The following is a 23,576-nucleotide window of genomic DNA, read 5'->3' on the forward strand; positions in this document are numbered from 1 at the left end:
CTGTATGGTTTCATCACACAGGCCTTCCTTGATGCTGAACCATGCGAATCTTGTGAAATACATTGTGTGATGATGCCACACTTAATGCTGCCACTCCGACTCCTACAAAGTTTCGTACTGTCATCACAAAGTCTGGCCTTGTAGCTATAACTGCAGTATGAAATGCAACATAATAATTGTCAAACATCCAAAATGCAAGTGTCACCCATGATAGTATCCCTGCTATTAGATACCCTAATCTTGTTTTGTTAAAAACAAACAGTATAGCAAATCCTATTGCACCATACCATATGGTTGATGCTGCAAGCCACGTCCACCGGTACACTTCTTTTCTGTCATCTAGGTAATAGTATGTAGTTCCAATAACTGCGAGAGCAAAAAGACAGCCAATCAAAAGTTTATGGTTGGTCTGAAATCGCGTTCTTCCTTCAGGTCCCCCTTCTGGAGGATTTGCTCTTATCTCCTTTGTTGCAATATCTATTGCCTCTCTGACTGGACGTAATCGTAGTGGAATTATTTTTGTTATCGAATCATCTTTTACGGTAGAATCATGCCTTAGACTGTCAATTAATGGTCTTGCAAGTGATGCCGGAACTGGGGTAATCAGATCTACCCAGTATGATGATAACCTTGGAGTAAGAAACGGTATGTTCATGACAAATATGTTCTTGTTAAGATATGCCGCGTATTGTCGCATCATTTCCTCATATGACAACTTTTCAGGCCCTCCAATGTCAAATGTCCTTCCAACAGTCTCTTGTTTTTCAAGTGACTGTGCGAGATATTCTATAACATCATCTACTGCTATTGGTTGGGCCTGGGACTTGACCCATCTTGGAGTTATCATGACTCTGAGTCTTTCAACTAGGTACCTGAGCATGGCATACGAGCCTCCACCTGCTCCAATTATCAGGGATGCTCTAAGTTGCGTCACAGGAATGTCTCCTGATGCAAGTATGTCTCCTACTTCTTTTCTGCTCTGCATGTGTTTTGATAATTCTAAACTGTCATTTACCAGCCCGCCAAGGTATATGATGCGCTCTACTCCTGCTGCAGTAGCAGCTTTGAGAAAGTTTTGCGCTTGTCTTCTCTCCCTGTCTGCAAATTCCTTCCAATATCTCTTGTCTCCTTCCATTGAATGCAACAAATAATATGCAACTCTGATTCCCTCCAAAGATTTTGCAAGCTCGTCAGAATTTAGAACATCTGCTTGGACGTATCTTATATTTTTTTCATCCGGTATCTTTTTTCTAGACAAGGCAGTAACGGTATATCCTAAAGCGACAAGTTTTTTCAAAAGGCGAGATCCGATAAATCCTGTAGAGCCAGTTACCATGATGTCATATGCATGCAACTGGCTTAGATTTTTTTGGGTGGATGTTTGGGTCATCTCATCTGCTCTACATTCTTTTTGGTGCTTATTTTTTTGCCCAGTATTGTCATAACTGTTCCTATTACTAGAGCCCCTATGCCGCCTGAAACATATGCTGAGCTAAGATATGGATCTACAGCATGTGCTACAATAAAGCCTACGCCCACTGCAACAGTTATTCCTCCTGAAACTAGTACTAGCTTATCCAATCAATTCACCTCCCAGATTTCTGATTCTTGCGTGACTTGATCTTTTTGTCTTGTTTTTTTGTGATTGAATCTTCATGTGATATATTGAGCAATCCTATGATATAAACTAGTGACTAAAATACTATCTAGTGCTAACTTTTTGTGTGTAAAATTACCACTAGAAACAAAAATGGCACTAGTATTAATAATGCTGAAGACAAAAAACCACTATGGTGTATACGTGCAAAGGAATGTGTTCAAAAAACACTCCAGCTGTTGCCACTAGAAGATATGATTCTGGACAAAAATTCTGTAGCATATGCTGCATGTTTTTACATCTTGCCAGTCCGCGATGTGACTGCTGCGGTTCACTGACAAGGTCGCGATCACGAAACAAGGGAGTGGGAAAATAATGCCCCATGTCGTGCTTGATAAAAAAATCAACCTCGGTATCTTTGCAGAAAAATTTGTATCCATTATAGAAAAAAAGTCATCTCTAGTAAAACTCACTGATGTTTTTGTTGGTAAAAACAAGGCCCTAGTATCTGCACTAGTAATTGATGAATTACACCAAGAATTTCTAATAGAGATTAGCACCCATGATGATTCGACCACAATACGTCTGTTATCACTTGCTGATCCTCAGAAAAAAACAGATGGCGTCAAGACTGCATTGGGCCTTGTTGCAGCAAATGCCATGAGCATGTTCCCTGATGTATCCACTTTGAGAACTAATATTCAGGATTTTATTCCAGTGGTGGGTAGAAACTAGCTATTTTACTGGGAGCTCAGCACAATGACCATGTCCCAGGGGCTAATTACTCCCTGACTAGTCAGTACATATGGAGACTGCATATCTTGCATCATGGTGCACGCTGAACTTATTGTGATATCCTCTGTTGCCTTTTTTGCCTCTTCTAGAGAAAATATCTCTGAGCTTGTTTTCATAAAGTCAGTACTATCACGCAGGCAATCAAACTCTCGTACCAATTTTTGTATGATTATTCTATCATTGATGAACAGATTTGTTCCTTCAAGCAAAAGCTTTCTTGTGTGATTCTCAAACATGCTTGAGATTATCTTCTCTACAGTGTCTTTTTTGTTAAATGTTACAATTTTTTTTCTTGGAATTGTACTGATTTTTCTTTCAATCTTGTGTATGGTGCCTATCTCAAGAATCTTCCTTGCAGATATTGCCGAGTATCCATGATACTTGTTTGCTGTTATCGCAAAAGCTCGCCGTGTTTTTGACCACTTGTCTGCAAGATCAGCTAGCTTGTCCCTGACATTAATTATTGTAATGTTTTTGTTCATTACATCTCCAGTCTTGGTTTTATCAAGATGCCCTCTGGTTTGATTTTTTAATATCGTATCCAGAATCTCTACTCCTCCAACAATGCCTACTGGCAAATCATTTTTTGCTACAACAAGTGAATCCGTAAATGTCTCAAGGTGATGTGGCAAAAGAACTGCCACTTCTGCAAGTGTATCATCTGAATTAATGCTTATTGCAGGCGTAGAGGATATGGATTCTGGTAAAAGCTCTTCAAGTGACTTGTCCTTCAAAGACATGATGCATTTCCCCTCATGGTGTGATTTTCTTTTTGTTCCTTATTTACATTGACTGTGATTCTCATCCTTGATGCCTCGCTGATAGAAACTTGGTTATTATCTTGGCTAGCTCTTCTGGGTCCTCGACATACGGTGAGTGCCCGCATCCATCCATTGCAACAAACTCGCAGTTTGGAATTGTGGATACAAATTGCTGGGAATATTCAAACGGTATGAGCTTGTCATCTCTACCCCATATCACCAGTGTCGGTATTGTAATACTTGCAAGCTTGTCATGAATGTCTGGAGCATTTTTTAATCCCAATAATGTTGACAGGAAGACCATCTTTGCATTTGGCCTTGACATGTTGTTTACAAACCTCTCAACCGAAGTCTCTGAGATCTGCTTTCCTGGACCTACCATCATCTGATATGCATTTTTGACAGAATCCTTGTTTGGATATAGTGCTGCCATTGTATATGCATCAAGTGTGGGAGTTGATTTTCGCATGATTCCTGCAGGTGATATCAAGATGATTTTTTCAATAATGTCATTTTGTGATGCAGCACATTCTATTACTATCTGTCCACCAAGTGAGGTGCCAATCAGAAATGTCTTTTTTATTCCAACTGCATTCATGAAATTAAATACAAATTTTGTAAAAAATTCTGGAGTGTAATCAACTGATGGCTTGTCGCTCTGCCCGTATCCTATAAGATCTGGAGCTATGACGCGATATTTCTTGCTCAAAAATGGAAATAGGTTGTTCCATCTTTCCGCATACCCTCCAAGACCGTGAAGCAACACAATGGTGCGATCAGAATTTCCGTCCTCAAGATATCGTATGTTAAACCTATTGACCTCAACAAATTTTTCCTTCATTTATCAAATTTTGGAGTTTTTACAAACAAGATAAGTTTTTGCCGATACTAGTTATGACAAGACATCAAGTATTATTTGCTTGAAACCTTTGGTATGGACGCTGAAGCGTATTCTAACATCTTGGCATACGTTGACAGCATGGCCTTTACCTGGTTGTCGTATGATTCTAGTGCCATCTTTGCATTATCTACAAATGTCTTTTGCATGTTGGAGAACATCTCTATCTGTGATATTGCAGTCTGCGACATTATCTTGGAAAACTTTTCAAATGACTCGATTGCTTTTTGGTCCACTCCAAGCTTGTCTTCCAGTTCCTTTTCTGCGATATAACATGTGCCAAAAAAGTCCCTGGCAATGCGCAAACCCTCTGACTGCAAGTCTGCAAAGCCCTCAATGTATAATGGCAGCAAGCCTTCTAGTTTCATGATGACATCGTTTGTACTATCTCGCATGACATCACATACTGAGAGGGGGCTTTTTGATTCGGTCTTTTGGGCCATGATGCCATTTATACCATTAACATGTTTTTAACAATTTGCAATCATTAACAATGTCAAGTAATCCCTATATGCATTGAGTCCTAACTTATTTTGTTTTCATGTCTACACCTGATGAGAAAAAACTATTGACAGGATTCAAGCACAATTCACTATTTTGGACAGACCTGCTGTATTTGATGTCAAATAGGCAACAATCAATTGCAGCAACAGGACCGTTTCGTAAATTTGCAATCAATGCCAAAAACATTAGCACTGAAACTATAGAGATGAATGAAGACTTGGCAGAGTTTAACAAAAGACTTGGCACATACTACAAGCAACTATCTGATACCTGGAATGATGCGCAAGGTGAGTACACAAGAAAGGTGCCTGAACTGCCAAATGATGTAGAACACATCGAGGCATCAAAGAGGATCTGGATTGACATATTTGAGAATTATTTCACAAGGTTGTTTGATTCTGTAGAATTTGCAGAAAATTTTGGCAAACTGGTGACAAGTGAGCTTGAGATTGCCAAGCACTGGAATAACATTGCATCCACGCTGCTTGAGAGTGCAAACATGCCTACAAAAAAAGAGATGGATGAGGTGTACAAAGAGTTACACTCTTTGCGAAAAAGAGTTGCCAAACTTGAAAAAATAGCAAACAAGGAAGTACAAGAAAATGACAAATGAAATCAGGGTAGACCCTAAGGTAATTGCTGAATTTATCAAGCTAAATGCCAACATATTCGAGGCTCCAAACTTTGCCAAGTCTTTAGAAGAGGTGGACCTTGAAACAACTCCATACGAGGTAGTCTACTCTGAAGGAAAGGTCCGTCTGTTGCATTTTGTGCCACAGGTGCAAAGACAACTCAAGACACCGCTTGTCATTGCATATGCACTTGTAAACAGATTTCACATTTTAGATATTCATCCAAAAAAGAGTTGGGTGCGAAATTTGCTCAACCAGGGAATTGATGTATATCTAATAGATTGGGGAACTCCAACCCAGATAAACCGACATGAGGGCTTTGATGACTATGTCAACGGGTACATGGACAACTGCGTTGACTATGTTTTGAATGAATCACAATCAAAACGAGTGTCATTGCAGGGCTATTGCACAGGCGGTACGCTATCTACAGTATATGCTGCACTGCATACAAACAAGGTACAAACACTTACACTTACTGCACCTATAATCGATGGACGACGGGACAGCACGGTAGTGTCAAATCTTGCCAAGCACCTGGATGTTGACAAGCTAATTGACACACTTGGCAACATGCCGCCTGAGATGATGTACTATGTTTTTTCCATACTCAAACCATTTGAGCAAGGATTTGAAAAATACCTGAATTTCTTCAAAAACATTCACAATAAAGACTATGTGGACAACTTTTTGCGTGTTGAAAAGTGGGTCTCTGACACACCTCCGATTCCTGGTGAGCTGTATCGCCAGTGGATTAAAGACGTCTACCAGGAGAATCTCTTGATAAACAACAACATGTATGTGGCAGGAAGGCGGGTCTCACTCAAAAATATAACAATGCCGCTTCTCACGCAGGTTGCAGTAGGGGACCATCTGGTATCCCCTGAATGCAGCATGCCTATACACTATGCAGTATCTTCTGAAGACAAGACCTTGAAAATATACCCTACAGGACACGTTGGAATGATTGCAAGCTCTTTCTCGCAGAAAAAAGTTCTTCCCGAGTTTGCCCAGTGGCTTGCTCAAAGATCATAAAAAAAAGTAAAAAAATTATGTTAGTTCTTGCTTGGAGTCCATGCTGAGAACCAAGATTGCAGTATGTTTGCATCCATTGTTGTAAATGCCTTGAGGTTGTCATTGAAGGTCTTTACATTTTGTCTTGCTGCCTCCATTGCTGCTAGTACCGCCTTGTTCTGAACTGAACTTGTCTTTAGAATTTCTTCAGTTGCATCATTTATTGCCTTGATGTATGTTGGCGGGAGGTTTGCATTAAATCCATTCTTTGTTGCTGATTCCTGCTGGAATTCAATTGCAGATTCTACTGCATTTTTGTATGCTGTTGCAAATTCCTGCTGGAGGTTTGATGCTGCCTGGATGTATTGAGTGATGTTTTTCTCTGCTTCCTCAAAGTATCTGTTTATGTTTTGCTTGTACACTGCATATGCTTCTTTTGTTTCTGTCTTGCTCATCTTTTCACCTCCTATTTCGAATTTCTTTTATTGATTGGAACTATGATGACTTGAACCAAGTCATTTTCCTTGATTCCAATTGCTTCTCGTTCTGCTTCAGGTATTGAGATTCTCCCATTGCTTCCAACTGATGTCTTAAATGCACCCCATGATGAAAATTGAGGTAAATTCTGCATTAGGCCAAACCAATTGTACATTGCTTTTGATCCTGTCTCTGCAAAGTTTTGCACCATGTCAGTCTGTGCACGGGTCGACTTGTCTGCCATCTCCTTTAGTGTATCCAAAGGATTTGATTGATTTGTACGGTTCATCATCTCTCCAAATGTCTTCATAAAATCCATCTGTGCCCTACCGCTTTTTTGGATCCATTCGCGAAAGATTGCTGATGGGTCCGGTTGGTCATAGTTACCAGTCATTGGTAATGATAACCAGCTAAAGGTATATAACCCTATTGCTGTACTGGTACAATTGATGTCTATTCAGACAATCAATCCTGCCACTGAATCGCAAATTGCTCAATATCAAATCATCACTGATGCAGAACTTAAAACCAAGGTGGCAAAATCACGTGAGACTTTTTCCAAGTGGAAGACAGACCCAAAAAAACGTGCCATGTTTTTGCACTTGCTGTCTGAACAATTGCGAAAAAACAAGGACTCTCTTGCCAAGATTGCAACCCAAGAGATGGGAAAGACAATCAAGGAATCTGCCGCAGAGGTTGAAAAGTGTGCATGGGTGATGGAGTTTTACGGAGACAATGGGGAGACATTTCTAAATTCTGAAGTAATAAACACTGATGCAAGAAAAAGCTATATTGCATTTGAACCGCTTGGATTAATTGCAAGTATAATGCCGTGGAACTTTCCATATTGGCAGGCATTGAGATTTGCAGCGCCATCTCTTATGGCTGGCAACACTATACTTCTCAAGCCCGCAAGTGTCACAATGAACTGTGGACTACAAATTGAGCAAATGTTTCTAAAAGCAGGATTTCCTGAAGGTGTATTTCAGACACTTGTCAGCGATTCCAAGATGGCAGAAAAATTAATTGATTCTGATATTAATGCAGTTACGTTTACTGGAAGCAATATTGCAGGTTCCAAGGTTGCTCAAAGGGCAACATCCCAGATAAAAAAATGTGTACTGGAACTTGGTGGCAGCGATCCGTTCATTGTGTGCTCTGATGCTGATGTAGACAAGGCCTCAACAGGTGCAGTAAAGGGACGATTCATCAATTGCGGACAGAGCTGCATTGCATCAAAGAGATTTTTTGTAACAAAAAACATAGCAAAAGAGTTCATAGAGCAGTTTGTACAAAAAACTGAGAAACTTGTTGTAGGTGACCCAATGTCTGACAGTACAGATATTGGCCCTCTTGTAAATGCAGATGGCCTTGCTAGGATTGAGGCAATGGTAAAAGATGCCACAAGCAAGGGAGCTCAGGTGTTAACAGGCGGAAAAAGACTAGGCAGCAAGGGTTACTTTTACACCCCTACAGTTCTTGGAGGGATATCACCTGATATGGCAGTGGCAAATGAAGAGGTCTTTGGACCTGTAGCACCTGTCACTATCGTAGAAGACGAGCAAGAGGCAATAAAACTTGCAAACCAGTCACAGTATGGCCTTGGGGCAAGCATTTGGACAAAAAACCTGGACAAGGCAGACAAGATGTCAGCACTTGTAGAATCAGGAATTGTATCTGTGAATAATGTTGTAATATCAGACCCTAGGATTCCGTTTGGCGGTGTAAAGCACAGCGGATTTGGAAGGGAATTGTCAAGATACGGCATGATGGAATTTGTAAACATCAAGTCTGTACGATACTATGATCAGCTAGTACAGCATCATCGCGTAGAATAATATCTTTGAAAAATTAAAAAACAGTCCTATCTTACTAGGACTGCTGTAATTATTCCTGCTCCAATCATGATGCCTAATCCAAAAAACAAGGCATCAAATGCTATTACTTTCTTAAAGGGAGCACGGACTTCGCCTGCCCACACGGTAGGTTTTGTTTTGGTCTCCATGTCTTGTATATGCACTGGGAATCTCATAAGTTGTCATAAGCTTGTATGGTTACAGTTAAGCTAGGTTTGTTACAAGTTAACTTGGATTATTTCCTTGTTGATATATCAAAGAGATATCTTGAAATGCCCATGATTCTGCCTTCAGGGTGTAATGAAATACGTTGTATCTTCTGCTGTGTTGCTTGCATTGTTTGCCGTACTTGCAGTATTGATTTCTCATAATAATTCCGGTATTGTATCATTTGATAATTCTGTGTTGTCTGGTGTAAACCCTGTAGGTGGAGCACTTGATCATATCATGGTATTTTTGAGCAAATACGGAAGAGAGTTTGTTTGGATTCCTGTTGTTGCAATATTGTTTGTGTTTGGTAAAAAAGATGGAAGAAAAACAGCAGTGTTTCTTACAATGGCATTTTTGATTTTAATTCCGCTTGGAAGCGTGATAAAGTCAGAAATTGACAGACAAAGGCCTGTAGTATCTGATGATAGGCTGTTGATAAAAAATGAACATGATGCATCATTTCCGTCAGGACATGCAGTAATGGTGTCGGCAGGCGCAACCATACTATTGTTGACATTTAACAGGTCAAGGCAGATTGTATTTTCAATAATGCTTGCTATTGAATCAATATTGGTATCATTTTCTAGAATCTATGTAGGGGTACATTATCCAACAGACGTGATAGGTGGAATACTTTTGGGCTGTGGCGTATCATTGGCTGTCATTGCATCAGGCAAGTACATGGGGCCAATATTTACAAAAATAAATGGAAAATAAAACACCACTGCTAGACTTAATTATCCAAAATTATTGTATCATGGTATCATGATAGATTCCGAAGTGCAAAAAACTAGGACACCTCAATTTTCAATAAATGAAGTACTGGTGAACAGGTGGTCGTCAAGATCCTTTGCTAAATATGACATAAAAGACAAGGAACTTTTCTCACTCTTTGAATCTGCAAGGTGGGCACCGTCTGCATCAAACAGCCAACCGTGGAGATTTGTGTATGCAAAAAATGGCTCTAGCGAATGGAACGGCTTTTTTGATCTTTTAATTGACTTTAACAAGCAATGGTGCAAGGATGCATCTGCACTTGTTGTTGTTTTATCAAAAAAAGAGCACAACGGCAAGCCATCCATGACGCACCAGTTTGATACTGGTGCTGCATGGGAAAATCTTGCAATCCAGGCAGTCTCACAGGGACTTGTCACACACGCAATGGCAGGATTTGACTCTGCCAAGGCAAGAGAAACACTTCAAGTTCCGCAAGACTATGATGTAATGATAATGATTGCAATTGGAAAAAAAGGCCAGAAAGAAAAGTTACCTCAAGACCTTCAAGCAAGGGAATCACCAAATACTAGGGTGCCGCTCTCTGATATTGTAATGCATGGCAAGTTTGGAAACAAAGCTCCTATATCATGAAACTTGAACCTGAAGTTGCAAAATTATTCCTTGATGCAAATCTTGGATACATTGCAACTATAATGTCTGACAATTCTCCGCAGGTAACACCGGTGTGGATAGACATGGTAGATGATGTCATTCTAGTAAATACCGCACAAGGGCGAGTCAAGCAAAAAAATGTATCACGGGACCCACGAGTTGCAATATCAATAGTTGACAAGAACAACCCGTACCACATGGTAACAGTTAGAGGCAAAGTGATAGAGCAGACAGATGTGGGAGCAAATATTCACATTGACAAGATGGCAAAAAAATATCTCGGTGTGGAAAAATATCCATTTTCAAGACCTGGTGAAAAAAGAATTTTGCTAAAAATATTGCCAGATAAAGTACATCACATGGTTCCACCTTCCTGATCTCTTTCTTGCAAACCTGTTTGGAAAATACTTAATAGTGCATATATTCAGGATATCTCCATCTTGCCCGTTCCGATTAACACAGGCGATACCGCCTGGCTGATGATAGCATCTAGCTTGGTACTGCTCATGATCCCAGCACTTGGGATGTTTGAAGCAGGCCTTTTGAGACAAAAAAATGCAGTCTCTGTTTTCATGCAGATTTTCTTTGGTCTTGCACTTCTTAGTGTAATGTGGTTTACAGCAGGCTTTAGTCTTACATTTGGACCTGACACAGGAGAAGGAATTACCGGAAACATGGACTGGAGATTCCTAAAAGGTGTATCTCAAAATGAAGGGCTCCATTATGCCCCTACAGTTCCAGGGGTATCATTTGCCATGTTCCAGATGATGTTTGCAGTCATTACTCCTCTGATACTTACAGGCGCTGTTGCAGAGAGGATGAAGTTTAGTGCTTATATTTTGTTTATAGTTGCATGGAGTGCGCTGATTTACTATCCGCTTGTACACTGGATATGGGGAGACGGTTGGCTCCACAAACTCGGCGTAGTGGATTTTGCAGGAGGAATGATAATTCACACAACTACAGGTGTTGGAGGAATTGCAGCGGCACTTGTTCTTGGGAGAAGACTTGGATTTGGCCCTGGAATTATGGTGCCCCACAATATTCCACTTGCAGTTTTAGGCTCTTCATTATTGTGGCTAGGTTGGTTTGGATTTAATGCAGGAAGTGCATATGCGGCAGGCTCACTTTCAGGAATTACAATTGTCAACACACAGATGGCATCTGCGGTGTCATGTCTTATCTGGGTTGTAGTATTTTGGATTAGGACAAGAAAATCAAGTGTCATTGCAGCAATCAACGGCGCAGTTGCAGGACTTGCAGGAATTACTCCTGCATCAGGTTATGTCGGAGTAGAATATGCTGTAGTAATTGGAATTGTTGCAGGCTTTGCATCGTCTTTGATGGTTCCAATCTTTAAGGAGAAACTAAAGATTGATGACGCACTTGATATTGGAGCAGTACACGGAGTCGCAGGAATTGTCGGTTCTTTGCTAGTTGGAGTATTTGCAGATTCTGCAGTAAATCATCTTGGAATAAACGGCTGGCTCTTTGGAAACCCTGGACAGCTTGGAGCACAAGCAATAGGTGTGGCAATTGCAATAATCATGGGATTTGGAGGAACCTGGGTCATACTGAAGATAATAAAATCATTGATTCCAATCCGTGTCAAGCCAGAAGTTGAAGAGGCAGGACTTGATATTGAAGAACACGCAGAAAGGGCATACTCTGATGAAGAAGAGTATGGAAAACTCTAGTGCTACAGAATGCTTGATTTTATTCTTAGATGAGATATCTCTTGATTGTCTAAAAATAGTACCGTTTGTGTAGATCATCCATAAATATCCGTAATGTCATCTGGATGCAATGACTATACTACAACCTCGTTACCTAAACTTGCTCATTATAGTGGCAAGTTCCATGGCAATCATATCACTAATTGCGCCAATAGGATCAGCAAATGCAATACCTACACACAATATGTCTCACAAATCTTTTCTCCATAATGGAAATGTACCACATGGCTCTTCCTTGGTACTTGATATCAACTACAAAGTTACAAATGATGAAGATTCTGGATTTCTTGGCTATTGGGCCTTGGATGATTATGTCAAACACATCAAAATCTGGAAAGTACCTGATGGAAGCTTCTATGCTCTAGTGCAGTATGACGGAAGATTCCATACCTTTGCAGGCGTTCCCAGTCCGCAAAATGGGGTGCCTGAACCAAAGACTGCAACAGGTGAATTCAGTGGTGGATATGTTGCAACATTTACCGGAACATTTTCACCCGCTCTGGCCACAAGGGGAGATATGGGAAAATTTGATTTTGGAGGCTCCAAAGCAGACATACTGTTGGGAACATATGGCAATGGGCAAGCTGGATCTATAACACCATTTAGCTATCTTGATCATTATTTCACAGGTATTGGCTCTTTCAATGAAGATCCGTGGGGGTGGACGTATCATTACAAGAATCAATCATGGAGCAATCTATCCACTGGTTCAAGTGGAGACATTGTTACATAGCATTTTTTTTATCCTGTCTTGTATGCAGAAAATAATATCTGAATTTGCGTTTTTACAAAAAAGAGAATCTGCAAGAACGATAAATACAAGATTATACAATGTATTTCTGACATACCTTGACAAGCAAAGAAGAATTTCTTGAAGCAGCACGAAAAATACATGAAAGTGAGACTGCGCCTATTCAAAAACCGATGGACCGTGGAGCACCAACGGTACTAGAAGTAATTAACAATCAAAAGAGACTTGCAAAAATGATGGAATATTTGGTTCAGACAATAGAAATGTCTGGCAAGAAATAACTGCATTACTTTACATTTGTTTTCACTGAACCGATTTTTATAGGGCTTGCTATCTCTGATTTGGTTCTAACAGGGACGTGATAATCTAGAATATCTTAAAATATAAAATTCTGCAATGTATCTCATGGGCGGATTTTCAAAGGACTGTCCTGTTTGCGGAAAAAATTTTACCAGTCTGATAGAGTATACAAATCACATTGGTATAGATCACAAAGACATTCCTCCGGACCAGATACTAAAGATGCACAAGGAAGACAAGTGGTCATTTTCAAACAAATAGGTTACTTGTCTTTTATCTTATCTAGTATAGAATCTATCTTTTTGTCCAATTCTTGCAATGAATCAAGTGACGACTCGTGCTTGTCGTCAAACTCCTCTAATCGCTTCAAGATTTCGGTATGGTTTTCTTCTAAATCCTTTATCCTTCCTAGTATCTTGTCTTGCTGATCTGATGTTCTTTTCTGTCTGTTGTATATCCACCAGCTAACAACTCCTCCAATTATGGTACCAGCTATTATTCCAAGATATGTTGATGCAGCATTACTCATGTCACTGCAGTTCTTTGATAGTTCTGTCATGCATCCCCAAAGGTCGAAAGTAACAGGCAGCATGATGTTATCACAAGACTGGCCATAGTTTTACAGTATCTATGAGCATGAATTAACGAGCTTGTAAAATGATTGACATCTTATTGTATTCTGGCAAGAAAGTCTGCTATTGGCTTTTGGTATGTAAATTCTTGCAGGTATGAGTTTACATCTCTCACCACTTTGGAATGTGCTGTACCAAATATGCTCTTGAGAACACTTGAGAGGTAATCTGGATGGTCATAACAGTCGGATATGCTGGAATTGTATTCATTTTGAAGCGTTGATTCTACTTTGGTTAGGGTGTCATTGCTTATCTTTAGAAGGGTGTGCTCTATTGCAAGCACTGCTATTGCTTTTTGCTCTCTTAGAGTACTCATGGTATGCTCCTTATGGTATCATGGATTTGTGACGTTATACTCATATTTTTGATTGTTACAAAATTATACAAAAAGAGTCTGGCAAACCCCGTCGATCTTTGATTCCAATCTGGCATTTTAGAGCATACTGCGGTACTGTATCAAGATAAGAATTTCTACAGAGTTGAACCAATCCTTGTTAAATTATATGTTGTAAACCATATCTTGATTATGTCATGGCAAATGATGATGATTTTCTAGTCAAGGCAGAAGAGCATATCGAGGTAATCAGTACTGAGGATCAGAGAATAAAAATAATTGGAGAAGAGCTTGCAAATGATACCGGAAGGGCAATCTTTGGAAAGATATCACAAGGTGTGCTGAGCACAAACGATATCGCAAAAGCACTTGATGTCTCATTACCTCTTGTCAACTGGCACATAAATCGGCTGCTTGGAGTGGGACTCATCAAGGTCGAAAAGATAGAACTCAGCTCAAAAAACAAGCAAATGAAATACTATGGACCTGTCAAGACGGCATTTGTGATTGTACCTCCATCTACGCCCATGGAAAATAATGTTTCAAAATCAAAAAAAGATGCAATCTTTATGCAGCTTCGACACTATCTGGCAGCAATTGCAGCCTTTGTTATAGTAGGTCCGCTTGTGTATGTAATGGAACAAAACCAATCTGAAAATCAACCGCCTCAAATACCTGAGATGACACAAAGGGCAATGATGAAGGCCTCTGAATCACTCCATTCCAACATGACTGCAGCTCCATTTGCTGTAACCAGTGCGCCTGTAGAGCATGTTTCAACAATGTCTGATCCTGCCATGATTGTAATTGCAATACTTGGTGCTTCTGCTGCTTTTCTTGCAGTATTTTTTGGAACAAGGCTTTTTTCAAAATTTAGACAATCTAGAAAATAATTACAATATTTACAAAATATATCCCATCAACAAAAAATGCTACATCTTGATTTGTATTTTATAATTTTTTAAAAAAATTAAGTTAAAATAAAATTTAATCAAAGCCTATAAGCTGTACTGTATATTGGTATGGCATGGCAACAAAAAAAATGCTTGCAACACTTGCAGCAATCTTGATTGTATCAACTGCAATCTTTGCAAGTCTTGAAGTATCACAACAGGGAGCTTATGGCCAGACAACAGTAATTCCTGCATCGCGGGAAAGAACGGTATCTGTTACAGGCTCTGCAACTGAATCTGTAACACCTGATTTGGTTACAGTCCAATTTGGTGTAGATACTGATGCCAAGACTGCAAAAGATGCAATCAGCGAAAACTCGCAGCTAATGAATACTGTAGTAGCTGCAGTTCAAAGTGCAGGTGTCACAACAGACGAAATTAGTACTGCAGGATTTTCAATCTATCCTGTGTATAATGACTCTGTACCAGATCCTATGACTGGAATACACAAGAGTGTTCTGACAGGATATCGAGCATCAAACACACTTTATGTCAAGACAACCAAGTTGTCTCTGGCAGGAAGCATCGTTGATTCTGCTGTCGGTGCAGGAGCAAACAGGGTGGACAATATATCGTTCTCACTCTCACCTGACAAGCAACAGAGCATGCAAGATGACCTGCTTGGAAAAGCAGTACTTAATGCCAAATCACGAGCAGAAAAGGCAATTGGACCTCTAAGCCAAAAGATAATCGGAGTCAAGGCTGTCAGTCTGTCTGAATTTACTCCGTCACCAATGCCGATGTACTATGGCGCAATGGCCATGGTTGACAAGTCTACGCCCGTATTTACGGCAAACCAACAAGTAACAACTACTGTAAATGTGACCTTCCTAATTGGGGACCAGTAGTTTTACATTTCTTTCTTTTTTGTTTATATTGATATTGAAAATCTTGAATCTGGTCTTGTCACGCACAAGTGGTTTTTGCATGAAATTGACACATTTGGGCTTGTGTCCCGGATCTTGTGGTGTATTAGCAAAAATTTGATATATTATAACTACCATATATTATAGTTGGAGACCGCATATATCATGATAAATTGTGAGATGGGTGCGGAAGGGGCAATCGTAGATGGTGTAAAAACAATAGATGACGTAAAAGAAGTCTCAGGTGTTTTTGGCAACTATGATATCATAATAAAAGTAGAATGCTCAGATATTGAAGATCTGCGAGATATCATAACAAGAAAGATACGCCATTTGGATCAGGTCAAGTGCACTACTACACTGATGTGCGCAAATTGATCCTCCTGTCTGCGGTATTTCCCAGGACGCCCATGTTATTGTAAAATCAGTATGCAAAATTCCTTTTAAGCACCTTTGTGTGATTGTATGGTATCATGGAGATAATGGGAAGAGGGTTTACGCAGATAATCCAAGAGATGCCATGCTATTTTCACATATTTGGCAAGTTTGCAGGATACAAGTTACTCAATAGAAAAAGTCCACTTTATGGTTCTGCTGATATAATTAACGTCTGCAATCTCCACTGTACTCATTGCTACTGGTGGCTAAACAGAAAAGAAAATGAAGAGCTGACAGTTGAGCAGTGGCAAAAAGTAATTGATGAGAAATTCAAGAAAAACCATGTTTTTATCATAACGTTGGTTGGGGGAGAGCCAACACTACGCCCTGATGTCATAGACTTGTTTGTCAAGCAATTTCCAAAACGGGTCTGCATTGTATCAAATGGTACCCTGCCTATACGAAAAATTCCAAACCTGTACTTTTACTGGATCTCAATTGATGGCACAAAAGAAATCCATGACAAGATTCGTGGGCCTGGTTCTTATGATAAAACGCGAAAACATGTTCTAGAGTATGTGCAAAATAATGGAGACAAGGCCTGGAAAGATATCTGGATAACAATGACAATCAACTCGCAAAACTACAAGACAGTAAAAGATGTCATGGAGGAGTGGCATGATCACACAAACAAGATTGGATTCCAGTTCCATACTCCGTTTGCAAAGGGAGACCCCTTGTTCCTACCATTTGGTCCTGAGAGGACTAGAGTTGTAGATGACATCATGGCAATGAGGAAAAAATTTGATGATGATTACATCATAAATCCTGACAGCCAGCTGGAGTTGATGAAAAAAAATTGGGGAGGACGTGGAACAACTCCTATTGACTGTCCTACTTGGGCAATTGTATCAGTTGATCACATGGGAAGAGAAAAGCGGCCATGCTGTATTGGAAGTGCGGAAAACTCGGCAATGAAGCCAATATGCGAAGAATGTGGGCTTGGTTGCTATTCAGTCCTAGTAGGATATGGCATGAAAGGGTAGAATCATCTTCCTGCTCTTCTGTCGATGAAAAACACAAATGCGCCAATCACTAACGCAATAATTCCAAACTGGCTTATGGTTGTCAATTGATTGCTCATTGCTATCATGTGATAGTTTGCATCTGCAATCAAACTTGAATTTGCGGGATTTATTGTTGGAGTCAGATTCAATACCATTTGGGAGAGAAAATGTCCTGCTAGGAACATGACAATACCTGCAATCATGATTCCTGCACCTCGTTTTAGTTTCATGTCTTTAAAAATCTGGGCAAAATCAGGGCTGCAGTAAATACTACTATTGATATCATGATAACTCCTGATGGAAATTCAGGCACTATGGCAGGTCTTGATACGATTCCAGTAAACTCGGCATCTGCAAAACTATTTCCATTTAGGTTCTCAAATCCCAAAGTTATCGGGCCTGTATAGTTGTCTGGAATGTTCATGTCTATTGTGCTTGGTGTACCGTCACTGTTTGTTGTTCCACTCTTATGATATACAAGACCATTCTTTCCTTCAATTGCAGAAAAGTCATATGGTATCGAGCCTACCGTCTTGTTTACAATATAGGGGTCAAATACCTGGAAGGATAACTTTGTTGTGTGTCCTGCCATGATTTGAGGTGGGTCCCAGCTGAGGCCTACCTTGTATTGGGCATTTCTTGTATACTGGATTATTGGAAATGCAGTCTGATTGCTTGGAGACAATGTAAAGTCCATCTCTTGTTTTGTGTTTTGTTGCTGACTTATGGCGGTTATTTCTTGTTTGTACAGTATCAGGTGAATGATTCTGTATTCGTCTGAAGAATAGTCATCAATGCTTATTGCCTTGTCTGGAAGTTGTACGCCGTTAACGCTTGCATCATATTTTGTAACAACAAATGTTGCAAAGGATCTTGGTATCTTTAGTTCTTGGTGTACAACTGTGACTTGTTTTAGATTGTCAGGGCTCCAGTTAAACGGCATTGTAAAGCTCATTTTTTTATTGTCTTTATCATACTGGAAATTTCCTATTGTATCATAGTACGCAACAATGGAGACTGTCTGTTTTCCGTCGTCTTTATCGTCTACAGTGTACTGGTTTGTTTGCGGTATTGATATTGCAGCATCATATGACTTGCTAATTTGGTTATCATAAGAGCCAAGTGTTAGAACACTAATCTTGAATTTATATAGACCGCCTGACACAAAGACTGGACCTTTTATGTCGTAGGTTCCGCTATGACCTAATAGTCCTGGCAATACGCCGCCCTTTTCTGTTATTGTTATATTGTTTGTGGAATTGTCAGGTATGACATTGAACAAAAAGTTGCCACTGTCACTCATGAATATGTGGCCAAACAGCGCATTGTTGTCCTTGAAGGCTGCAACTGAGAGTGTTACCTGCTGGAATGGGACTTGGTTTGATGCATCTTGAACTATGAAGTTTATCTGGGTTCCTACATGATTGTTGTCAATCAAAAATGGTGATGAGTTAATTGACAATGTAACATTCTTGTTTCCAATCATTGCAGGGGGGAGTATCTCACTTGCAAGCCCGTCACCGTATACTGATGTGAAAAAAATACCTGAAAACAAGACAAATCCACTAATGCATAAAATGGCAATCTTTTTCAATTTTCACGAATTGTTATCTTTTATCTATAAATAAACAATGGGTATCTTCTCATTGTATTATAACAGAACCTAGATGATGGTATTTTCTGATATTGTTAGAGGTTTGCAAATGTGTCTGCAAAGTTGTATGCAGTTCTCTCAAGCAACACTGGATTGTATTTTTCTATTATCTCTCTGACCATGTCTGGATTTTTCAACGAATATGTCTTTCGTAGTTCCATGATCTTGATTTCAATAATGTCATCTTCTACAAGTTTTGAAAGAAATGTAGATACTGTGGATGGTGCCTTTTTGACTAGACCTACAAGATCATTGAATGCAAGGGGCGAATTCTGGAGTAGTGCTAAAAGTATCTGTCTTTGAGTGTCACGCCTAAGACTTGATATCAGGACTGATTCTTTTTCTGTTACAAAAAGAGGATAAAATCTAGTCTCCCCTGATTTTCTGTCAATTTTTACAACTCCATTTTCTTCTAGCTTTCTTGTATGGTAGCTCAGCACTCCATTTTTGAGTCCTGTCTCCCTCATTATCTCCCTGAATTTTATCCCGGGATTTTTTTCAATAATGTTGACTATCTCTGATGTTCTATCCATGTCTAGTCCTTCCTAAATACACTAATCGCAAACATTCCGAGGGTTGACAATTCAAAGAAATGACCTACCTCTTCTGCGGGAAACGGACCTAAATAGTATGTGTATTGCCATGCTGCATCTACAAGCGATAATGCTTCTGCTATGACAAACAATGAAAATGCTATCATTGTGAAGAACATTCTTTTGGTCTTGACCCTGGAATATGCAATTGCTGAAATCACACTAAGAAACACTGCAAGACTTATTCCGCTGAGATGAATCAAAATGTGGAATACTTGGAACTTGTGAAGCAGGTGTGGCAAAATTACAGGCACCGCTAAAATACCAATTACTAGAAACATTATCAGAGTCAACAAATTTGATCTATTTTCAATAATGTTGTTGTATCTTAACACATCTCTAAATGGTTCAAATTTTAATTTAAATGAAATGGTACAATCATCGAACAAATTAGTTGAATATGTGGTATATTCGTTAAATGTACCATCTTGTTTATTTTGTAAATTGGTGTCATATGTGGTACAGCATATCGTCTTGGCTTCATCATGCTCTTTTTTTGCTGTGTGACAAGTGCGGTCATGCAGCAAAAATGAGCCATTTTTCTAAATATTTTTTGATATGATTTTTGTAATGGGTTATTGCGTCTTTGCATGATTGGTATATTCGTAGAACATACCAATTTCTTGAAATATTTTTTCAAGTTTCAAAATTTTAATGTATAAAAAAATCTTGACTGCAATTATGGCAATTGTCATAGTTGCTGCTATGGGACTTGGAATCAGTCCTACGACACAAACAAACGCGTATGCAGCTGGTCCAAAATACCAACCGGTCACAAATGACATACCGACTGAAGAATGGTTTTCCTTCAAAGGAATAACTTTGCAACCTGGTGAATTCCTGGACATGGTGGATACCACACCATTTCTGACCACCAGAGGACATGTTGCAATGTATATTCCGTGCAACAGTGATGGAACTTCAAGGATATCATTTGTGCAAGGTAGGGTAGATGTTGGTGTAAACACATTGTCTCCAATATCTCCGGAATACTTACCACAATTGTCTACGCCTGGACAGAGTTGCCTGTATCACTTTGATATTGGCACACCAAACGGGGTCACAGACTTTGCAATAGTAAACACCAGCCATGATCCAATCACCTTTGGAGATAGAAACACTGCAACATTTTCTATTGCAGAGGGCCTCAAAAAACTAAGTGGGTAAAACCGCTTTTCCTTTTTTTGTTTTTGTTATGTTGGTAATGCTTTATCTAATTTTGTGATTTTACTTGTTCAGTAGCTCTTCTAAGATCAATTATGCCCTTGGAATAAAACAATCCCACAATTACTAAAAGTCCGGTCATTGCAGGAGCTGCTACCTGGGTGTAATTTACACCAAGGCTTGGAATTGAAGACTGGGCTTGTTGCGGTGTACTTTGTACCGGTCCTGCAGATATGTCTATTACACCAAGTGCATTTGCCTTTTCTTCTGCCATGATGATGTTTCCTTCAGAGTCTGATGTTAACCACTGGACCCATGTGCCAGATGTTGGGATGTTCTTTTCTATTACTTGGTTTGTCCTTGTATCTATTACTGATATTTTGTCAAGTGTATGCTGTGCGACCCATAGGTTGTGGTATTTATCAAATGCCATGCCGTATGGTAGATTGTCCGGGTTTGAGTCAAGTGGAATTTTTCTAAATGTCTTTAACAGAGGATCAAAGACCGTGACTGCCTGTCCTTCGTGCTCTGAGATGTATATCTTACCTGTCTGAGAGTCCAGGATTATTCCTGTGGGACCTTTCATGGTGAAATTGCCCTGTGGAGCATAATCTGTCACCTTGCTTGTTGCAATGTCAAGACTTGATATCTTTCCAATACCGTCTGCAATCCATATCATACCTTGTGTGTTGTCAATTGCCATATCAAGCGGGTCTGATTTTGGTGTAAGTTTTATGGAATCAAATTTTGCTGTAGATGGAGAAAATTTCAATATATCATCAGAATGTGAAGTTATCCACACTGTGTCATTTTTGTCAATTGCTATTGATGTGAGAAAGTCCTGGTTTGGAATTGGATACTCTTTGTTGGAGTTGTCATCTGGGTTGTAGTTTCCAAGGACTTTTCTTGTAAAGTCAATATACCACAAGGTGCCATGTGAATCAAGTGCAGAATAGACCATGCTGTTTAGTCCTGGAATCTTGTGTTCTGTGAATTTGTTTGTAGCCAAATCAAAATCAAGTATATTGCCGCTTCCAAGTGTGGTATCTCCAACCCATACCTTGTTTCGCTCACTGTCATATACTGGGTATCTTGGAGTGCTACTGTTTCCAGGAGTCTTGTATTCCTTGATGTCTGTCTGAAGGTTATCTAGTCCTGGCTTGACAAAAAAGTTGTATGAATAGACAAGGTTCAAAGAATTTTGTTTGTTTTGTACTCCCTCCACTCGTAATGTCCAGTGTCCTGGAAATCCAAAGTCTGTCTTGGCAGTAAAGGTGCCAGTGTTTGTCTTGTTGGCATCTATTGTTATTGGTCCTATGTTATTGTCAGTCTGGGTGAGTTTTATCTGTGCAGATTCCATATCTATCTGATTTTTGGAGGAATCAAGAAATGATACTACAAAATCGTTATCCCCTGTAGTAAATGGCGAAATTGATGAGACAATTCTACTTCCGTTTTCTATGAATCCTGTCTGGGAAAGACCTGATGGTGCCTGGTTTGCATTTACCGCAAGCCCAAATACATCATATTGCACTGATTGGAGTTGATTTTGAAACTCGCCTGATGGCAGACCTGAATCTACAAGTATTGCAACAGTGGCAACAAGTGCAATACCAATTAGAGCTTCTATCTTTATGGTTTTATCAAATCTTGAAAGTGAATGATTTGGACTGGATAATTGCATGATGGGGTTTCTGATGCCTTGACTTGATGGTGTCAGTATTTTCTCTTTGTGATAATACTGGTGATATGCTCCAAATGCAATCATGACACAAGCTAAAAGTAATTTTACAATCAAAACTCGACCATAAAATGATGCCAATGTTAATGCGAGGTTGTTTTCTAGTAAATACATCAGGAATGGTCCTGTAATTACAACTGCACCCAGCACTGATATGACAAGTATGGAAAATCTCGGAATTATTATTGATATGATGTTGCTTGCTTGATCTGATTTTTTCACCTGCGGCATGATTACAAATGCAATGTAGATTATTCCTCCAATCCATAATGATGCAAACACATTGTGGAAAAAGTCCAACAAGAGTGGTACTATCTGACCTGTTGCGGCACCGTGGCTGATTAGACTAGTTGTCAAAAGTACTGCAAAGCTTATTCCGAGAAGTGTTGCTGTGTGATATTTTGAAATGATTGCAGGGTTTTTTCTTGTTTTTTGGTACAACATCAACGAGACACCAAGCAATGCTGATGATGTTATCATTCGCAAGACCCACATGTTTCCAAACTTTGTAGAGATTGCATCAAGTATTCCTGCATTGATGGAATAGGCTTGGACAATTATCATTGCAAAGCCTGATGATATCACAACTATGGAACCAATTACTGCAAGTCTTGCCATTGCGCTGTCAATCTTGGCTCTTGTGGTCTCGGTTGTTCTTCCAAATCCTGGAATTCTTGAGACAGGTCCCCATAGCCATAAGGATGCTGATGCAATTCCTGCAACAACTATCTGTCCTACAAGTGCAGGAAATCTCGTTATTGTTTCAGGTATTGATACTTCTTGGTAGTTATTTGAGGTAGGAGTTGTGGTACTCTTTGGTACTTCTTGACCTATGCCAAAAACAAACGCATCTTCAGTGACGTGACCGTCTGTCTGGTCTAGCACTTTGGTTGATATTGTATAAATGCCGTTTTTCAAGTTTGGTGGAAGTGATACACTGAGTGCTGTTTGATCACTTCCTATGTAGTGTTGGTCATTTTTTTCAATTTGCTGTCCGTCTGCATCTAGAACTTTTATCTCACTGTACCGGATATCTACTGGATCACTAAAGTAAATATCAACCTTGGACGGTGCAGCTGAAAGGGACTGTCCTGGAACAGGATCACTTTTTGTTATGATTGCATGTGCGTGTGCACTTGGAATGCTTGGAACAGATATTGCTGCTGCAATTATTCCGATGATGAATATGATAAGAAATTTGTTTTTACTTTTTGATCTTGACATCTAGTACAACTTGAATTGTTTGATTTAGTATATTGCTCTTGCTCAATTTG

General features: G+C 39.5%; 32 protein-coding genes. 16 read left to right on the plus strand and 16 right to left on the minus strand.

Annotated elements, in window-relative coordinates; genetic code table 11:
- Positions 1-13: 13 nt before the first annotated feature.
- The 3 genes from NSIN_RS05415 to NSIN_RS09735 all read right to left on the minus strand — a co-directional run bounded on the left by NSIN_RS05415 (position 14) and on the right by NSIN_RS09735 (position 1,781).
- Complete coding sequence (locus NSIN_RS05415) at positions 14-1,390, minus strand: NAD(P)H-binding protein (protein ID WP_245871912.1); 1,377 nt, start codon at positions 1,388-1,390, stop codon at positions 14-16.
- On the minus strand, positions 1,387-1,581 hold the full coding sequence (locus tag NSIN_RS05420) for a hypothetical protein (protein ID WP_101009782.1): 195 nt from the start codon (positions 1,579-1,581) through the stop codon (positions 1,387-1,389). Before NSIN_RS05420 ends, NSIN_RS05415 begins: the two co-directional genes overlap by 4 nt.
- A gap of 131 nt (positions 1,582-1,712) precedes the next feature.
- Positions 1,713-1,781 (minus strand): hypothetical protein, encoded by a 69-nt coding sequence (locus NSIN_RS09735; protein ID WP_394340811.1) that lies wholly within the window; start codon positions 1,779-1,781, stop codon positions 1,713-1,715.
- Positions 1,782-1,972: 191 nt separating this feature from the next.
- Between NSIN_RS09735 and NSIN_RS05430 the strand changes: the two genes are divergently transcribed.
- Positions 1,973-2,332, plus strand: a complete 360-nt coding sequence (locus NSIN_RS05430; protein ID WP_101009786.1) for a hypothetical protein — start codon at positions 1,973-1,975, stop codon at positions 2,330-2,332.
- Positions 2,333-2,337: 5 nt separating this feature from the next.
- On the opposite strand, the gene NSIN_RS05435 is transcribed toward NSIN_RS05430, so the two are convergent.
- From NSIN_RS05435 to NSIN_RS05445, 3 genes are all read right to left on the minus strand, one after another.
- Positions 2,338-3,132: a CBS domain-containing protein gene (locus NSIN_RS05435; RefSeq protein WP_101009788.1), complete on the minus strand. Its 795-nt coding sequence runs from the start codon at positions 3,130-3,132 to the stop codon at positions 2,338-2,340.
- A 61-nt stretch (positions 3,133-3,193) separates the two neighbouring features.
- Positions 3,194-3,994 carry an alpha/beta fold hydrolase gene (locus tag NSIN_RS05440; protein ID WP_101009791.1) on the minus strand — a complete coding sequence of 267 codons (801 nt, stop codon included), beginning with the start codon at positions 3,992-3,994 and terminating at the stop codon, positions 3,194-3,196.
- Positions 3,995-4,065: 71 nt separating this feature from the next.
- Positions 4,066-4,494 carry a hypothetical protein gene (locus NSIN_RS05445; protein ID WP_101009792.1) on the minus strand — a complete coding sequence of 143 codons (429 nt, stop codon included), beginning with the start codon at positions 4,492-4,494 and terminating at the stop codon, positions 4,066-4,068.
- A gap of 98 nt (positions 4,495-4,592) precedes the next feature.
- Between NSIN_RS05445 and NSIN_RS05450 the strand changes: the two genes are divergently transcribed.
- Positions 4,593-5,168, plus strand: coding sequence for a poly(R)-hydroxyalkanoic acid synthase subunit PhaE (locus NSIN_RS05450; RefSeq protein ID WP_245871913.1), 576 nt, complete (start codon positions 4,593-4,595; stop codon positions 5,166-5,168).
- On the plus strand, positions 5,158-6,222 hold the full coding sequence (gene phaC / locus NSIN_RS05455; protein ID WP_101009794.1) for a class III poly(R)-hydroxyalkanoic acid synthase subunit PhaC: 1,065 nt from the start codon (positions 5,158-5,160) through the stop codon (positions 6,220-6,222). Before NSIN_RS05450 ends, phaC begins: the two co-directional genes overlap by 11 nt.
- Positions 6,223-6,242: 20 nt before the next feature.
- On the opposite strand, the gene NSIN_RS05460 is transcribed toward phaC, so the two are convergent.
- Both NSIN_RS05460 and NSIN_RS05465 read right to left on the minus strand, forming a co-directional pair.
- Positions 6,243-6,656 (minus strand): hypothetical protein, encoded by a 414-nt coding sequence (locus tag NSIN_RS05460; protein ID WP_101009796.1) that lies wholly within the window; start codon positions 6,654-6,656, stop codon positions 6,243-6,245.
- A gap of 11 nt (positions 6,657-6,667) precedes the next feature.
- The gene (locus NSIN_RS05465) at positions 6,668-7,072 is read right to left on the minus strand and encodes an AbrB/MazE/SpoVT family DNA-binding domain-containing protein (protein WP_101009798.1); all 405 of its coding nucleotides are present in this window, start codon (positions 7,070-7,072) and stop codon (positions 6,668-6,670) included.
- A gap of 55 nt (positions 7,073-7,127) precedes the next feature.
- Between NSIN_RS05465 and NSIN_RS05470 the strand changes: the two genes are divergently transcribed.
- Entirely contained in the window at positions 7,128-8,516 is a 1,389-nt protein-coding gene (locus NSIN_RS05470) for an NAD-dependent succinate-semialdehyde dehydrogenase (RefSeq protein WP_101009800.1), read from the plus strand.
- A gap of 26 nt (positions 8,517-8,542) precedes the next feature.
- On the opposite strand, the gene NSIN_RS09470 is transcribed toward NSIN_RS05470, so the two are convergent.
- Entirely contained in the window at positions 8,543-8,710 is a 168-nt protein-coding gene (locus NSIN_RS09470) for a hypothetical protein (protein WP_165775219.1), read from the minus strand.
- Positions 8,711-8,834: 124 nt separating this feature from the next.
- Here NSIN_RS09470 and NSIN_RS05475 point away from each other — a divergent pair, with 124 nt between their 5' ends.
- From NSIN_RS05475 to NSIN_RS09475, 7 genes are all read left to right on the plus strand, one after another.
- A complete protein-coding gene (locus tag NSIN_RS05475) occupies positions 8,835-9,461 on the plus strand; it encodes a phosphatase PAP2 family protein (protein WP_101009802.1) in 627 nt (208 codons plus the stop codon).
- Between the two features lie 48 nt (positions 9,462-9,509).
- The gene (locus NSIN_RS05480) at positions 9,510-10,112 is read left to right on the plus strand and encodes a nitroreductase family protein (RefSeq protein ID WP_101009804.1); all 603 of its coding nucleotides are present in this window, start codon (positions 9,510-9,512) and stop codon (positions 10,110-10,112) included.
- A complete protein-coding gene (locus NSIN_RS05485; RefSeq protein WP_101009806.1) occupies positions 10,109-10,510 on the plus strand; it encodes a PPOX class F420-dependent oxidoreductase in 402 nt (133 codons plus the stop codon). The genes NSIN_RS05480 and NSIN_RS05485 overlap by 4 nt, the downstream gene beginning before the upstream one ends.
- Before the next feature lie 63 nt (positions 10,511-10,573).
- Complete coding sequence (locus NSIN_RS05490) at positions 10,574-11,830, plus strand: ammonium transporter (protein ID WP_281259593.1); 1,257 nt, start codon at positions 10,574-10,576, stop codon at positions 11,828-11,830.
- Positions 11,831-11,939: 109 nt separating this feature from the next.
- A complete protein-coding gene (locus tag NSIN_RS05495; RefSeq protein WP_133124072.1) occupies positions 11,940-12,602 on the plus strand; it encodes a hypothetical protein in 663 nt (220 codons plus the stop codon).
- 116 nt (positions 12,603-12,718) lie between these two features.
- On the plus strand, positions 12,719-12,901 hold the full coding sequence (locus NSIN_RS05500) for a hypothetical protein (protein WP_101009812.1): 183 nt from the start codon (positions 12,719-12,721) through the stop codon (positions 12,899-12,901).
- A gap of 124 nt (positions 12,902-13,025) precedes the next feature.
- A complete protein-coding gene (locus NSIN_RS09475; protein ID WP_165775255.1) occupies positions 13,026-13,181 on the plus strand; it encodes a hypothetical protein in 156 nt (51 codons plus the stop codon).
- A 1-nt stretch (position 13,182) separates the two neighbouring features.
- Here NSIN_RS09475 and NSIN_RS05505 read toward each other — a convergent pair whose 3' ends face one another.
- Positions 13,183-13,479, minus strand: a complete 297-nt coding sequence (locus tag NSIN_RS05505; protein WP_101009814.1) for a hypothetical protein — start codon at positions 13,477-13,479, stop codon at positions 13,183-13,185.
- A 110-nt stretch (positions 13,480-13,589) separates the two neighbouring features.
- Positions 13,590-13,868 (minus strand): hypothetical protein, encoded by a 279-nt coding sequence (locus NSIN_RS05510; RefSeq protein WP_101009816.1) that lies wholly within the window; start codon positions 13,866-13,868, stop codon positions 13,590-13,592.
- Between the two features lie 215 nt (positions 13,869-14,083).
- Between NSIN_RS05510 and NSIN_RS05515 the strand changes: the two genes are divergently transcribed.
- From NSIN_RS05515 to NSIN_RS05530, 4 genes are all read left to right on the plus strand, one after another.
- Positions 14,084-14,779: a winged helix-turn-helix domain-containing protein gene (locus tag NSIN_RS05515; RefSeq protein ID WP_101009818.1), complete on the plus strand. Its 696-nt coding sequence runs from the start codon at positions 14,084-14,086 to the stop codon at positions 14,777-14,779.
- A 134-nt stretch (positions 14,780-14,913) separates the two neighbouring features.
- Positions 14,914-15,687, plus strand: coding sequence for an SIMPL domain-containing protein (locus NSIN_RS05520; RefSeq protein ID WP_101009820.1), 774 nt, complete (start codon positions 14,914-14,916; stop codon positions 15,685-15,687).
- A 183-nt stretch (positions 15,688-15,870) separates the two neighbouring features.
- Positions 15,871-16,083, plus strand: a complete 213-nt coding sequence (locus tag NSIN_RS05525; RefSeq protein ID WP_320410672.1) for an Lrp/AsnC ligand binding domain-containing protein — start codon at positions 15,871-15,873, stop codon at positions 16,081-16,083.
- 95 nt (positions 16,084-16,178) lie between these two features.
- Positions 16,179-17,129, plus strand: coding sequence for a radical SAM protein (locus tag NSIN_RS05530; RefSeq protein ID WP_101010109.1), 951 nt, complete (start codon positions 16,179-16,181; stop codon positions 17,127-17,129).
- A gap of 2 nt (positions 17,130-17,131) precedes the next feature.
- On the opposite strand, the gene NSIN_RS05535 is transcribed toward NSIN_RS05530, so the two are convergent.
- The 4 genes from NSIN_RS05535 to NSIN_RS05550 form a co-directional block, all read right to left on the minus strand.
- Positions 17,132-17,380 carry a hypothetical protein gene (locus NSIN_RS05535; protein ID WP_101009823.1) on the minus strand — a complete coding sequence of 83 codons (249 nt, stop codon included), beginning with the start codon at positions 17,378-17,380 and terminating at the stop codon, positions 17,132-17,134.
- Entirely contained in the window at positions 17,377-18,744 is a 1,368-nt protein-coding gene (locus tag NSIN_RS05540) for a hypothetical protein (protein ID WP_101009825.1), read from the minus strand. The genes NSIN_RS05535 and NSIN_RS05540 overlap by 4 nt, the downstream gene beginning before the upstream one ends.
- Positions 18,745-18,839: 95 nt before the next feature.
- Positions 18,840-19,337 (minus strand): winged helix-turn-helix transcriptional regulator, encoded by a 498-nt coding sequence (locus NSIN_RS05545; RefSeq protein WP_101009827.1) that lies wholly within the window; start codon positions 19,335-19,337, stop codon positions 18,840-18,842.
- A 2-nt stretch (positions 19,338-19,339) separates the two neighbouring features.
- Positions 19,340-19,924 (minus strand): hypothetical protein, encoded by a 585-nt coding sequence (locus NSIN_RS05550; protein ID WP_101009829.1) that lies wholly within the window; start codon positions 19,922-19,924, stop codon positions 19,340-19,342.
- Between the two features lie 154 nt (positions 19,925-20,078).
- Between NSIN_RS05550 and NSIN_RS05555 the strand changes: the two genes are divergently transcribed.
- A complete protein-coding gene (locus tag NSIN_RS05555; protein WP_101009831.1) occupies positions 20,079-20,564 on the plus strand; it encodes a hypothetical protein in 486 nt (161 codons plus the stop codon).
- A 46-nt stretch (positions 20,565-20,610) separates the two neighbouring features.
- Here NSIN_RS05555 and NSIN_RS05560 read toward each other — a convergent pair whose 3' ends face one another.
- Complete coding sequence (locus NSIN_RS05560) at positions 20,611-23,526, minus strand: copper resistance CopC/CopD family protein (RefSeq protein WP_101009833.1); 2,916 nt, start codon at positions 23,524-23,526, stop codon at positions 20,611-20,613.
- Between the last annotated feature and the right edge of the window lie 50 nt (positions 23,527-23,576).

The organism is Candidatus Nitrosotalea sinensis (assembly GCF_900143675.1).
GTDB lineage: Archaea > Thermoproteota > Nitrososphaeria > Nitrososphaerales > Nitrosopumilaceae > Nitrosotalea > Nitrosotalea sinensis.